This is a genomic window from Nitrosopumilus sp. (genome assembly GCF_025698945.1).
Lineage (GTDB): Archaea > Thermoproteota > Nitrososphaeria > Nitrososphaerales > Nitrosopumilaceae > Nitrosopumilus.
This window is the reverse complement of sequence record NZ_JAILWM010000002.1, coordinates 106,927-120,606: the sequence shown is the minus strand read 5'-3', so window position 1 is coordinate 120,606 and position 13,680 is coordinate 106,927. Positions and strand designations below refer to the sequence as shown.

Sequence of the window (13,680 nt, the reverse complement as noted above, 5' to 3'; positions counted from 1 at the left end):
ACAGTATGAAATGTTTAGTGAACAAGAGGAATAGAAAATGAGAACTAGGTTTTTGATAATATCTGGAATCCTTGCACTGTCTTTTGTTATTGCGAATAGTTCTGATACACAATATGCCCATGCAGGATGTACTGCAACGATTCTTCCGCAACCATGCTTTGATAGCTTCCGTGTATCCCATGTTCCTCTAACAGAGGAGTTAATCATGGATTCAATCTATGGAAACATTGATACAAACTACAAGGGATGGACTCAAACTGATAGAAATTGGTCAAACAACGATGAAGGCTATGATCATCCAACAATAATATGCACTGCCTTTGATTGGAAAGGTCAGACTCATTACAGAATGCTGCAGTGGAAAGACGACTATAGAATTTCAAGCTTGGAGGATTATCGAAATGACTCAATGTGTGACAAGTGGTTTCCTCCAAAATCCCTAGATGCTGCAAATCCTAGTTTTGACTGCAGGGAAGCAGTGAAAAATCAAATCCCTACTGATTGGAAATACAACTGTTATGATGAGCCTCTGGCAAATCCCCTAAGAGACATCAGCTTGTCAAATCCTGACGATCCTCAAAGATTGGAATTTATCTTAAAGCATTGTGAAAGACATGGACCACTTGACTATGTTGGACAATTAAGATTTCTCAACGACACTCACTTGATAGATCTTGATACCTGTAAATGGGATACAAGAACAAACAGCGGAGTAAGTTTGGATAGAACAGTCTACTCTCAACCACTTTCTGAAGAAAAATCAGAACAAGCAAAGGCACTTTGTGAGAGTGATGATGTAATTCTCAAAGACGGTGTTTGCGTAAAAATTGAAAATGATTGCAGGGTCTACTACATTTTAGATTATGCAATTGATGATTGTAATAATCATATTCCGATATTTCTAATCCTATCTGCATTAATACTAATCTGTGCTACTGGGGCTTTTATCTACACTTGGAGAAGAAAATGAAAGATAGGCTTTTGATAATAATTGGAATTGCATTAATGCCCAAACGTTTTGTTTTTAAATAAATAAAAATTGTCACATTGATCGCAAATTATCATTTTTTATAATTCTGTTAAATAGTTCAATTTTCATCTAATACTAATCTGGCATTTAAAATAAAATATAGGTTCAAGGACGAAACAAAATATTATTCATGCATCATGACGTATGAGCAGTTTAAGAATTTCCAAGTCCTGCCAATAGTAGAAGAATGTGAGGTAATGAAAAAAGATGTTAAAAATATTGAAGCATACAAGGCTGACATTCAAAGAGCTGTAAATTTGGCAGTACAAAATAGTACTAGTCATATCAAAAAATTATCTGAACCTGTATAGTGTTTTTTATTATGTTTTTTAAAATAAAAACATCATAGTCATTGACTATTCTTCATCATAATCAGCATTTTAAGACTGATTTGTGCAGATTTTATCTGTTTTTCTAACAAATTTGCATTTTTGATTAGAGCATCTGTTGATTTACCTAGCTTGTCATATGATGTGATTTTTTGTTGGGTTTGAGCTAATTTATTATTCAAGTCATGAATTTTTTGGTTAAATGATAATACAAGCGAGTCAATTTCAACATGTTTGAACAATGTCACTTTTATCGAATTGGAGTCAGACAGGATCCTTGTTCCATATGTAACACATTGTTTGTATTTGATATTGCCTACATCTATTGGTACTGGAACACTATCTAGATTTGATGTTACAAGTGCTCCAACAGAGTTCATACTATACTTGTTATGACAAAAGTCAAATGTCACTCTGGTTGTATCCTGACCCAAGTTATTTGCTGTGATTTTTTTAATCCCGTTTCTGTCAATTTCATCTTGAGAATAACCAAATACTGATGGTACAAACATTACTGCTAATGCCAAGAAAATGATTATGCTGATTATTGCAAAGTCAATTGGTTTTACCAGTCTATGTGTAGGTGCCAAAATATTTGATTTTATTTTAGAAACATTAGATGGAATGTCTTTTTTCATTTCTTTTAGATTATCATAAATCATTACTGATTCATCTTTTTTTAATTGATTAAGCATAATCATCCAAGGAATTAATTGAAAATATACATGAGAGTCCCATCAAATCAGGATTAATTTTATTTTCAGTTAGAGGAGAGTGTAGGTGCTCTCCTTTAACTGAATTTGACATTTGGACGTACTTGAACTTACTTGCAGTATGCATAATTCTGAATTGTTTTGGAGTTATTTCTTGGTACCCTCAAACTTGTGGTATGCCATGATGTTGAAATATTAAAAATAAATTTTTGGATTGTAAATAAAAATGAAAAGAGAATATTCTATCCTCTTCCCATTGCAGCATATTTTCCCTTGCGACCCTTTACAAAGAATGCTGAGGCAATTCCCCCAAATACTCCTGTTGACAAGAGTAGAGCTCCCAGAACTCCATCTACTGCAAACATTGGTGTTCCAGAGCCTGTATGGGGATTCTCATTTGCTATTCGGACTCTCTCTTCTGAGAGTCTCATTAGGTCATCAAGCCCAGTTTTTCCATCATGTGGAACATACTGTGCCGATGCAAGGCTGGCAGAAGGTACTATCAAAATACTCAAGATTACTCCTGCTGCGATGATTGTTTTCTTTTCACTCATTGAATACAATACGTGAAAATTGCATAAAGGGTTTGATGAAATTATTATTTTACTAATCCTTACATACTATGATGCCGTATAATATAGCATCTATGAATGATGAAACTTTAGATACAGTCAATGCTGTAAATGTTTTCTCAATTGATGATGATAAGCTAAAAGTTCTTGCAAAGATTATCTCTAATGATTCAAGTATTGAAATTTTGAATTTATTGTTTCACAGTGAGATGACTGCAAATGAAATTGCTCAACAAACTGGCATGTCACTACAACTTGTAAAATACTATTTGGATAAAATGCAACATATTGATTTAATCAAAATTTCAAAAACTGAAAAAAATTCCAAAGCACGAGACATGAACTATTACAAAGCATCAAAACTTGCGATAATAATTACTCCTTCCAAGATTACTGAAAAAACAAAGCAAAGCAAACTTCTTGTACGCTCCTTTAATTCAATTTCAAAATTCTTTGGAATGGGACTAGTTTCAACAATAACTGCCTTATCATTGGTAATGGTTTCAGCTGAAAGCCGTCTTCTTGATCCAATTAAGAATTGGTATTCTGAATTTGCTTTACCTGTAAAAATTTCTGGAACCGGACTAGTCAATACAATAGATGAGTCATTGTATATGGCAAAAACTAAAGTCGATTCAGTAGTTTCAAATCCTGCTGCAGGTTCTGGAACTCCTTATCTTGATCCATACTCTAGTATTCTTGATTTCACAGGAGCTGATTTCACCATTACAATGATTGCTCTTGCAGGAATTGGTGCTGCAATTTCATTTGTTGTTTTTAACAGAGTCATTGGTACATTTCAGAAAAATATCTCTGAAGATTCATTTGAAAATATATCCAATGCTTAATCAAGTGTAATTAAGAGCGGATTTATTGTAGAAATTCAATCCAAATTTAATGATTCCAGAAATTCATGATCTTAATCCCCGATCATGGCTAAAACCATTCCAAAAAACAAATGTGTTTTATCTCTTCAAAATGGGTCTATTCTATCATGGATTAAGCCTGATTCTGATGTATTTGGGCTCTTTTTTTGCAACTAGTGTAATTTCAGATTATGAAATACCTTCATTTCCAGTCTCAATCTCACTTGCACTAAGCTCGGGATTGCTGGAGGAATCTGTATTCTTTGGCATTCCGTATTATTTGACTGGAAATCCACTGATCCTTTTGGGAACTGGAGTTGTTTGGTCTGTTACTCATCTTTTTAGCTCAGGTGTTTTCTCATTTGAAACTCTTGCATATGGGGGATTTTTACTAACCATTCCTCATATTTTTTTTAGTGTACGTACATGGATTAGCAAAAAAGGATGGTTTGCAATTTTGTTTCATTCCATATGGAATTTTTCATTTTTGATGTTTTATTGTATGTTGGGATTGCGTCAGTGTAGTGTGATTAATGATGTAAATGATGTTCTAAATATAATCATGGCAATTTCTATAGGCATTATATTATATCTGGCATATCAAAACAAGAAAAATAAAATCAATCCATTTTTGTATCTTGTGCCAACAACACTGATTATTATTGCAATACTTTTTTCATTTTCAAATGAGATTATTTTTTAAGAGATTTTTTAAACTCTCTATATGATTTTATCATTGTATTCATATGATCCTCCAAGCTTTTTTGCATTCCTGGAAGTTCTGCATACAATTCCTTCCAAAGTTTTTCATAATGTGGATTAGATGATAGCATCATTGAGCTAAAAATAATTTGAAGATTTCGTGAAATGATATCATCACCGTTTTTTATTTTTTCAATCTGCTCTTCTACAGCACTAAAATAATCCATATATTTTCTAAAGACATGTTTTGATTTTTTTAAATTATTAATTGATACATCAAATCCTTCTGATTCTAACTCTTTTTGGAATTCCTTATTTTCAATCCATAATAGATAATAGTTTTCAATCTTTTCTGCAAATTCTTTGTCTTGTTTGTAAAAGCTAACCATCCCGTAAATTGTAGGACCATATTCTATCTTCTTTCTACCTTTTTTGTTTGTATCATAAACCCGAATTTTTCCTAATTTTTCTAACTGCTTGAAGTGTCTGTGAATTGTACCTATTGACATTCGTGTCTTTGTATTTGCAGAATACAGTGTAAGCGGCCCGTGCTCAACTACAGCTCTGAATATATCCATTGAAGTGCTTGCGGCTGTGGATATATCCGTCATATTCTATGTATTTGATAATAATGAATATATCCATTTCTATGGATACATATGTATGAAAAAAGTCATTTTTGTATTTATTTTGTTTGCTGGGATGATTCCATATGCATCAGCTGCACAACTTGATGCTGCCATCTTTTTTGATGATGAATTAGTAGAACCATCTTTCCAGTTTTTGAGAATTATATACATTGAATATCCTAATGGAGGTCAAATCTCCGAATTGTTACGAGGAAAAACACATGCTGTGTCTTTTGTAGCAGATAGTAATACACCTGGAATGGATAAATTATTACATCAATTAAATCAAAACCTAAAAGAAATTCCAAGTAATGCAATAGTTACTGATGCTAAGATAAACTATCAAGCAAAATTGCAAGGAAATGAGAATTCTGCAGTAATTGAATACAAAGTAGAGTTAATCCCAACCATCACTAACCATATTCTAAAAGAATCATTTGAAAAAAGAACTATTGATGCAAATTGGCGTGGAATATCAATTGAGGAACCAATGATTCTTGAAACTGATTATGGTTCATTTGATATCAATAATCCAAAATCTGCAATAGATGTAATGGTTCCTGATGTTTCAAAAAAACTCTATGATGTCTCAATATTAGAAATTCCATTAATTGATGCAAGTGGAATTCAGAAACTTCAACTATCTAAATGGCATTCTCTTTTTGATAACACTGCAATCATTTCTGGTGCAGTAGAATACAAGTATACTGGAAAATATGTAATTACACATTACACCATGGGTGAGTGTAGTATTGGAGTAGGATTTTGTGGTGATAGACTATGGAATGAAGAAAAAAATCTTGATGAGCAATACAAAATTAAAATTGTAGAATCACGTGATGACGCATCAATTTCCTTTGAAGGATATGTTGATTCTAATGAAATTGATGGATATGATGTGTTTGAGACAAGCTTGAAATCATTAGTTAATCAGAAACCTGACACTGATGAGTTTCCTGCAACTGTAATGTATGGAATGGCAGGCTTTGCAGTAATTGGTGGAATTGTGATGTTTTTGATAAGTAATAGAAAACTCAAAAATGACAAAAATGAAGGTCAGACTGGCATAGATCCTGCCTATTTGAGGGCATTTGAGACAAGTGACTCATCTGGTGGATACAAAACTAACAGAGGCGAATCCCATTTGATTTTAAGTGGGAAATCCAAGACGGCAATATAACTTCAAACCAAAAAATTATGGCATGGATCATTTGTTCATTAGCGTTTTAAGCAAATTTTACCAATGCTAAACATGTCAAATGAAAATAAATCTGAATCTTGGGAGCAACTATACGGATTGTCATGGACCATACTTGATGAAGAATAATCTCAAAGAATAGTGTCTAAATTTCAAGTATAGTCACCACATCTTTAATATCTATACATGGTATTACTGCGAATTATTTATCAAGTAGTAAGAATTGCTTCGATCATTGATGCCTAAATTTTTGGTTTTTACACTGTTACTTGTATTATTTTCTGGAGTCATTATTCATACTGCACATGCCCAAACAGTGGAAACAAGTGAGCAGACAACACTTTCTGAAGACTTGGCAAACAATCCTGTGGCTCAGGATATTTTAAGAAAGATAGAGCAAACAAAAAAATGGATTGCAGAACTTGAGCAGCGAAATTATGATTCTCTAGAAAAACAAAAGGAACTAGAAGCAAAAAGAGCACAATCTCTAGCAAGACTGAATCAGGATCTTGCTGAATGGGAAAAACTTTGGGAGTATTATTCACCATACAACTCCTTTGAGCGTTTTGTGGATAAGATTTCAGATTCACAAGTTCAGGATGTTTTTTGGGATCAGTTTGAATTCAAGGAACAAAAAGTTAATGCTGGACGTGATGCCCTAAAGAAAGTACTTGCAGATGGCGGTTCAAGACGTGATGCACTTCAAGCATATCTTACTGCTGCTGAAACAAAAAGAATTGAACTAATTGAGGCAAATTCACAGTTTAATGTTAATCGAAATCTTGCATATTATTCGCAGCAGATTCTATTTGATAAAACTGGTCAGTTCATTGATACACCACTTACTGGTGAAAAACTTAGAGAATACTATGAGGATTATAGAACAAATCCGGCATATCTTCAGGCAAATCCTGATGATAAAGTATCTTGGGAGGATCTTGGAAAGACTAATGCCAATACCGAATGCAGAGATGGAAATGTAGTTGTGTATAGATTTCATGCAAGTGATTATGTTTGTGTGTCTGTTTCCACTGCTGAGATGTGGATAAGACATGGAATGGGTGAAATTACTGGGGATTCAAAAAATATTTTTGATAGAGAGGAGATTACCCCGTTGACAAAATGCAATGATGGATTTATCGTAGTGTTTACGGTGGAGACAAAAAAATATTCCTGTGTTTTAGGTGATACTGCCAATAACTGGGTAGAGCAGGGATTAGCTGAGATTCACGATCCTGAGGATTATATTGCAAGTAGCATCGAAAATAAAGAAAATTCCCAAAGAATTGACGAGGTTGCATTGCAAATACAAGACATGAGACGAGACTATGAAGACAAGCAAATTGAGATAAAAAACTTCTATGATAAAATATATGATGAAGCACTAGTGCAATCAAAACTTGAAGAAAAGAAAGTTACTTTGGATTATACTCAACGCCCTGGAATGAGCAAAGAAGAATTAAGCATCACGATTGCTGAAATTCGAGAAGATTATGAGGATGAAAAGGAGAAAATTCTAGATGATAAAATTGATGATCTGAATAATCTAGAAAAAGAATTTGAGAATAGTATGGAGGAGTTGATATCTCTTTATGAGCAGGATCCCTATATTGAAGTTAGATTAAATGCTGCAAAGATTGGTTATGAAGTTGTTTTACGAAAGTAATTATTCATGTTGGTATTATTCGAATTAATTTCTGATGTCTATGCAACACAAAAGTACAAGGTTAGAAGTCTTTATGAGCATCATGATTTGAGATTTATTTGTTGAAGATATTTTATACTAAACACTTTGATGATCCCACTTGTGAAAAATTCACTGAATTTCGTGTTGATACTCATAGAACATGGTGGTGTTGCAAACAACTCAAAGAGCATGACAAGCATTTTCAGTTATGGAATGTAAAATGGGCAAAATTCCATTTTAAGGATATCAGTACGGATGGAAATATTGCATTTTTTCCAATGAATTACTGTCCATACTGTGGTGAGAAAATTGAATATGAGGAATTTACTAAATGAATACTAGATACAAAATCTCAGAAGCACTTTTCAATGACTGTTATTGATTTCATACTGTATGAAGTATTTTGTAATGTTTTTTATTGTATGCTCTTTTTTTACGGCAAGCACTGCCTATGGAATATGGCTTCCACAGTCACCAGAAGAACTGCTAGAAGAAAGCCAAGTAATCTTTGTTGGAACCATAATATCTGTAAATCAATTGGAAATTGAACAGCCTCTCTACAATGAAAATTTTCCATTGATTCTTGATGAATATACTGTGTCTGTGGAAGAATCTGTCAAAGACACACAAATTCCTGAAACCATTACTGTACGGCAGCCAACAGTAAGCACTCCTGGTAGACTTTTGCCCTATGAAGGATTTGAAGTGGGAGACAGGGTGTTGTTTTACATTGAATCTTTTGATGGCATCAATACATATTCAAAAGAATCATTTCTTATCCCAAAGCAGTGTAACACACACTCTGTAATTACAAAACCACGTATGATTGGTTCTGATTATACCCTGATGCAAAACGGCATTAAAAAACAAGACAACTTTACTGCAAACTCCCCGATACAATTTACAGCTAAAAGAGACATGGGTACATTGTTTGGTGCAAGCTTGGAGTATGATGTGTTTATCAGCAAACAAGTGGGAAAAACATACAAAGACATTGTACTGAATCAAACCATTACTGCAGATTCACAACCATGTGAATGGTTGTCTGTATCTGGATGGGAGTTTACACCTGATGCTGGAAACTATCTTCTAAATGGTAGAGTCTACAAAGTAATGTCTAATTTCTCTATTAGCAATCAGTTCTTTTCTGTACTGGCAGAATCTCCATTAAAGCAGTTCAAGTCTGGAATTTCTTTTGATGAAATACAATGCAAAGACAACTTGATCTTAATCCAAAAACGTGACGGCTCTCCTTCATGCGTTGAAAGTAAAACCATACCAAAGCTGATTCAAAGGGGATGGATTGACACAGATCCCCAAGAACAAGCAGACAAGAACATTCCTAGATTCTTGTGTGAACTGTATGGTGGAGGATTCTTTGATGGAACGGGCGAATGCATGAATTTGGAAAGATCTGACAAATGCCAGATGTTGGGAGGACAATGGGACGGCAAATGTATGATCCCAAATTACACAGGAAAAGGAGTGGAAACAGAACCTGATCCAAACCCTATTCCAGAGCCTGACTGCATTGATGGCAAGTGTACTTGTCCTTCAGCCTGGATTTACAGCGATGTCAGCAAGGGATGTGAAGTAAAAAGAACTATGCCACCAGAACCAGAACCTGAAAGATCATCTGATTCAGAAATACAACTAACTAATGCAAGAAAATCTCTGCAAAATGCATACCAAAACCATGTGAATCTGGGACCATATTTCATGAAGGATGTGATTATGGGATTTGGAACCTATGATGATGTATTGATTGTTGATATTGCATCAAAATACACAGACTCTGATTCATTTAAGACAGTCAAACAAGAAATTCAACATATTGTAGGAAAAGATGTCAGTGTTGACTATGTAGTATATGATGAACCAATTGAAAAACACATTGAAACTGTAATTCCGTATCTGTGGAACAAAATTTTACATCAGAAGAACATAGATTTTGTTCCAAAAGACCAGACGTACTGGAATAATGCAGATGGATTTGCAGAACATGACAAGGTTTGTTCTCCACTTGTTGCACCTAACGGAACTGAATTTTTTATATCTTCAACATTTGATCTGAAACCATTTGAGATAACTGGAACATACATTGACAAAACACAGCCTGATGACTGCCACAAAATATGGAAGATAGATGTTTTGATGACTGAGCCGGACAGAGTTACTGCATTATGGTTGGAAAATGAAAACTAGATCACTAATAATCATTGGAATAATTATTGCTATTGCAATTTCTATGATTCCCATCTTCCTTGTGTATAATCAGGAAATCAAACTGATTATTGGAATGCAAACAGACGCAGAACCTTCTGATGGTTTTCCTGGTCAAATTCCTGAACGAGAATATTATGAAATTGAGATTACTGGACTCAAAGACATCTATCTTATGGGAGAACAGTACGATTTTTCATATATTATTTCAGGATATGGATATCCTTGCGGAAGCAAAAAAGTAAGTTTTCCTGATGAACATGGCGAGATCACAAAAATAATTTCGAGTTCGTCATGTATTGCAGGTGTGCCGATGGAAGAATTTGTTTTTGACATTAAAAAAGAACTAGGTACCACATTTGGTCATATCACATTACAAAATCCTGGAACATACACCGTTACTGTTACTTTTGATAGACCAAGTCAGTATTTTCCAACAACAGTTAGCAAAGAATTCCGTGTACCTCCAATAAATTCTTGGTATTATAACCAAATGAGTGATACTGATCTTCAAACAGTACTAGATAGTTGTACAAATGATTCTCCAAAAGAAAGAATGGCAAACTCATTAAGATATTCAAATGGAACTCATGTTTTTATGAATCTTGGATGTGAATGGAAAAAAATTGGAAAATATGTGGGCAATATAGAATTTGAAACTGATGTCAAAAATTGTAATGGAGTTGATGGAAGAGAAGAACTAGAGTGCTTTGCCAATTCTTTTGAATCTTGTAATCCTGCAATGATCAATTATGTCATTTACACAATAGAAGGCGATCCTAGATATCTAAGTGCAGTTGTGAATGGAAATGAGGAATGTTCCATTGATATAACATTTGATAATACCCAAGACAGATTCAGTCATCCTAATGATAGAATCATCACTAAAGATAGGTGCTCTAGCATAGAGTTCACCAAACATACTATGAATATTGGCAATTGTGATAACTTTGATTATCAACTAAACTATGAATCCCCTGATTGGGCATCTCACGAAAAATGCAAGTCAATTGGTGGTGAATGGGATTACAAATTCCATAATTGTATAGATTTTAACGAACCGACTGAGGCTTCATGTGAAAACTCAGGCGGAACTATATCCTGTATGTCTGATGGACAAAAAGGACATGGACGTGATGTGTGTGTTGCAATTTGTGAATTTGAGGTAGTTGATACAAAATGAAAACTAGACTTTTGATTATTGCAGGGATTGTTATTTTCTTAATTGGTATTTCTGTATTGACCTATGAGATATTTGGAGACTCTGATCTAAAACTCTCCTCCGACATTGAAATTTCAATAATATTTTATGTAATAGTTCCAGGATTGGCAATTTCAGGTATAGGTGTTGTTTTAGAGTTTGCCAAAAATGAGTGGGAGAAAAAATGAGACTAGAGTACAGAATAATAATGTCTGTTGGAGTTTTAGCATGCATATCTGTAGGACTGATTTTCATTGAGCCAAATACAATCCCACATTGGGAAGCATTGCGTGACATAAAACAATTCCATGACCTTGGATGTGACAAAGAATGCCAATTAAAATGGGAGGCAGATGGATTTTCTTGTACTGAAACTACAAAAAATGAATATGTTTGTAGACCCCCTAGAGGGATTTTTTATCCTGACAGAGAAGTACAGATGCGTACTGCATTTCCCTCAGAATATGGTGAGTTTTTGTATTTTCCAGATGGTCTTACGACTGATGATGGACGACTCTTTGATATTGACAAAGTTGATTTGATCCATTCTGACACTAAGCAAATTAGAATAAAATTTGCAAATCATAACATGAATCCACCAGAACCTCAGTTTGAATACTTTGCAAATCTTGTTCCGGGTCAAACATTTGTGTCTCATTGTACCGGAACTGATAGAAAAATGGCTCATGTAGTAGAATATCTTGATACATTTGAAATGGAAGGAAGAACATACATTGAATTCTGGGGAAGTCATGTTAAGATGCCTGACGCATTGCTTCCATGTGAAGTTCCTGATATCATAGAACACTCCATTTCATATGACTTGAGTTTGGGGATAAATTTTGAGAGGAATTAGAAAATGAAAACTATCTTCCCTGGAATAATATCTGCAATTGTTGTTTTCTTTTTGATTCAAACTGTCATGCCATTTCCTTACGGGTTGATTTTGGGCATTGTGCTTGCTGTCGCAATTTTATGGTATACAAAAAAACATGCTTCTAGAGATAAAGACTCTCTTTTGAATTACAGACGGATAGATCCAATTAATGAATATGAAAAAGAACAAAACGATGAGGCCCTGAGAATATTAGAAAAAAAGTACATTGAAGAAAAAATCACCAAAGAGGAATATCTGAAAAGGAAAAAAGAATTTGAAGACTTGGAATACAATCCAAGAAGATGCAAGTTCTGTGGTTCTGAAGAGTTTGAGTTTATTTCAAAAGATCAAACTAGAAAAACAAATGAGTCTGATTCTGATCTTGGCTATTACAAATGCAAGATATGTGGGAAAAAAGAAAATGAAAACTAAAACAACCTGACCAATTAGTTTTATGTAATGATTGCGGCTCTGAATTTTGTGGTAACTATTCAAAAATCATAAGCATTGATGATAAATTGTGTGTATATCGAATTTAACATAAAAAATTAGGACAATATTTTCTGACTAATCTTTGGTTTTTATTACCATTTTTTGAAAATTTTGCTATTGTCTGATGATAAGGGATCTAGACTATCAATAAAAGAAATTATTCTAAAAGGTAGTATTATTGCAATTATTGTTTCTGTACCATCGCTAGTAGTGTTTTTTCTAATCTGGATTGTTTTTGATAACCTAATGATGGGGGCAATTCTTGGAGCAGTAGTTCATTTTATTGCAATGGGATTTTCCTTAAAAATTTCAAAAAAAATATTGGTAAAAAAGTAATTCTTAGAATATGTTTTATGTATAATGCTGTATTTTGATAAATGATGGATGCTTCTAAATTAGAAAATGATCTTATTTCTGAAATTAAACTAGATCCTATTCAGGCAAAAGTGTATTTGCTTGTTACTTGTTATGGAAAAATGTCATCTACAACAATTTCAGAAAAACTGAAGATCTCTTTTGAATCCGCACAAAAAGCAGCTAAACAACTGATGGAATTAGGTGCCTTCATTGATATTTCTGAATCTGAATTTGAAGCAATGCATCCCAGATTTACTGCAGTCAATATGTTTAGAAGAATGTGTGAGCGTGAAAAAATTGAATTTAAACGAAATAAAATAGTTGATAATATAGGGGTAATTTTAGAAAGATTTTATGATGATGCAAGAACTAAATAATCCTAATTATTGGTGAACAACATTGAGTATGGATACTGAAACTTGCAAACATCAACCTATCTACTTTGGAGTAGTAAACATCAACATAGATGAGAGAACTATTGGTTCAGTTGATGTTTGGCGCTGTGGCGTTTGTAAGAAACGATTTTGTGAGGAAAAGCAACTAGGAATTGAAGAGATTGCTGATTTAGTAGGGATGCCAAAAATTGATGCAAATGCAAAATGGGGCGTTACCGTATGTAAACTTCAACAAGGGAAATACAAATGGAAATTAGTTAGACTAACTGAAAATGGAGAAATCAAACATGAATGCCTAGATGAAAAGATTGTTCCTCTCAAAATTAATAATTTCAAAGTTGAAGATGATAAGCATTGGAGCTTTTTGATTGATGATAATATTAACAAAGCAGTTGAAATTTAATTTTTA

General features: G+C 33.7%; 18 protein-coding genes. 15 read left to right on the top strand and 3 right to left on the bottom strand.

The window, feature by feature from the left end; all coding sequences use genetic code 11:
* Positions 1-37 precede the first annotated feature (37 nt).
* Positions 38-970: a hypothetical protein gene (locus K5790_RS05900; protein ID WP_297593274.1), complete on the top strand. Its 933-nt coding sequence runs from the start codon at positions 38-40 to the stop codon at positions 968-970.
* A 113-nt stretch (positions 971-1,083) separates the two neighbouring features.
* Positions 1,084-1,341: a hypothetical protein gene (locus K5790_RS05895; RefSeq protein WP_367182868.1), complete on the top strand. Its 258-nt coding sequence runs from the start codon at positions 1,084-1,086 to the stop codon at positions 1,339-1,341.
* 38 nt (positions 1,342-1,379) lie between these two features.
* Here K5790_RS05895 and K5790_RS05890 read toward each other — a convergent pair whose 3' ends face one another.
* Positions 1,380-2,054, bottom strand: coding sequence for a hypothetical protein (locus K5790_RS05890; RefSeq protein WP_297593273.1), 675 nt, complete (start codon positions 2,052-2,054; stop codon positions 1,380-1,382).
* 260 nt (positions 2,055-2,314) lie between these two features.
* Positions 2,315-2,626 carry a hypothetical protein gene (locus tag K5790_RS05885; protein ID WP_297593272.1) on the bottom strand — a complete coding sequence of 104 codons (312 nt, stop codon included), beginning with the start codon at positions 2,624-2,626 and terminating at the stop codon, positions 2,315-2,317.
* A 92-nt stretch (positions 2,627-2,718) separates the two neighbouring features.
* On the opposite strand from K5790_RS05885, the gene K5790_RS05880 reads away from it, so the two are divergent.
* Together K5790_RS05880 and K5790_RS05875 are read left to right on the top strand one after the other, a co-directional pair.
* Positions 2,719-3,492 carry a winged helix-turn-helix domain-containing protein gene (locus tag K5790_RS05880; RefSeq protein ID WP_297593271.1) on the top strand — a complete coding sequence of 258 codons (774 nt, stop codon included), beginning with the start codon at positions 2,719-2,721 and terminating at the stop codon, positions 3,490-3,492.
* Positions 3,493-3,541: 49 nt separating this feature from the next.
* Entirely contained in the window at positions 3,542-4,213 is a 672-nt protein-coding gene (locus tag K5790_RS05875; RefSeq protein ID WP_297593270.1) for a CAAX protease, read from the top strand.
* Here K5790_RS05875 and K5790_RS05870 read toward each other — a convergent pair.
* Positions 4,203-4,823 (bottom strand): helix-turn-helix domain-containing protein, encoded by a 621-nt coding sequence (locus K5790_RS05870; RefSeq protein WP_297593269.1) that lies wholly within the window; start codon positions 4,821-4,823, stop codon positions 4,203-4,205. The genes K5790_RS05875 and K5790_RS05870 overlap by 11 nt on opposite strands.
* Before the next feature lie 52 nt (positions 4,824-4,875).
* Between K5790_RS05870 and K5790_RS05865 the strand changes: the two genes are divergently transcribed.
* The 11 genes from K5790_RS05865 to K5790_RS05815 all read left to right on the top strand — a co-directional run bounded on the left by K5790_RS05865 (position 4,876) and on the right by K5790_RS05815 (position 13,674).
* On the top strand, positions 4,876-6,021 hold the full coding sequence (locus K5790_RS05865; RefSeq protein WP_297593267.1) for a hypothetical protein: 1,146 nt from the start codon (positions 4,876-4,878) through the stop codon (positions 6,019-6,021).
* Between the two features lie 256 nt (positions 6,022-6,277).
* Positions 6,278-7,705: a hypothetical protein gene (locus K5790_RS05860; RefSeq protein ID WP_297593529.1), complete on the top strand. Its 1,428-nt coding sequence runs from the start codon at positions 6,278-6,280 to the stop codon at positions 7,703-7,705.
* A 101-nt stretch (positions 7,706-7,806) separates the two neighbouring features.
* The gene (locus tag K5790_RS05855) at positions 7,807-8,061 is read left to right on the top strand and encodes a hypothetical protein (protein WP_297593265.1); all 255 of its coding nucleotides are present in this window, start codon (positions 7,807-7,809) and stop codon (positions 8,059-8,061) included.
* 58 nt (positions 8,062-8,119) lie between these two features.
* The gene (locus K5790_RS05850; RefSeq protein ID WP_297593263.1) at positions 8,120-9,931 is read left to right on the top strand and encodes a hypothetical protein; all 1,812 of its coding nucleotides are present in this window, start codon (positions 8,120-8,122) and stop codon (positions 9,929-9,931) included.
* Positions 9,921-11,132, top strand: a complete 1,212-nt coding sequence (locus K5790_RS05845) for a DUF4362 domain-containing protein (RefSeq protein ID WP_297593261.1) — start codon at positions 9,921-9,923, stop codon at positions 11,130-11,132. The genes K5790_RS05850 and K5790_RS05845 overlap by 11 nt, the downstream gene beginning before the upstream one ends.
* Positions 11,129-11,338, top strand: a complete 210-nt coding sequence (locus K5790_RS05840) for a hypothetical protein (RefSeq protein WP_297593259.1) — start codon at positions 11,129-11,131, stop codon at positions 11,336-11,338. Before K5790_RS05845 ends, K5790_RS05840 begins: the two co-directional genes overlap by 4 nt.
* On the top strand, positions 11,335-12,006 hold the full coding sequence (locus K5790_RS05835) for a hypothetical protein (protein ID WP_297593257.1): 672 nt from the start codon (positions 11,335-11,337) through the stop codon (positions 12,004-12,006). The genes K5790_RS05840 and K5790_RS05835 overlap by 4 nt, the downstream gene beginning before the upstream one ends.
* 3 nt (positions 12,007-12,009) lie before the next feature.
* Positions 12,010-12,459 carry a hypothetical protein gene (locus K5790_RS05830; protein ID WP_297593255.1) on the top strand — a complete coding sequence of 150 codons (450 nt, stop codon included), beginning with the start codon at positions 12,010-12,012 and terminating at the stop codon, positions 12,457-12,459.
* Between the two features lie 177 nt (positions 12,460-12,636).
* Entirely contained in the window at positions 12,637-12,855 is a 219-nt protein-coding gene (locus K5790_RS05825; protein WP_297593253.1) for a hypothetical protein, read from the top strand.
* A gap of 44 nt (positions 12,856-12,899) precedes the next feature.
* Entirely contained in the window at positions 12,900-13,253 is a 354-nt protein-coding gene (locus K5790_RS05820; RefSeq protein ID WP_367182867.1) for a hypothetical protein, read from the top strand.
* A 22-nt stretch (positions 13,254-13,275) separates the two neighbouring features.
* The gene (locus K5790_RS05815; protein ID WP_367182864.1) at positions 13,276-13,674 is read left to right on the top strand and encodes a hypothetical protein; all 399 of its coding nucleotides are present in this window, start codon (positions 13,276-13,278) and stop codon (positions 13,672-13,674) included.
* Positions 13,675-13,680: the final 6 nt, after the last annotated feature.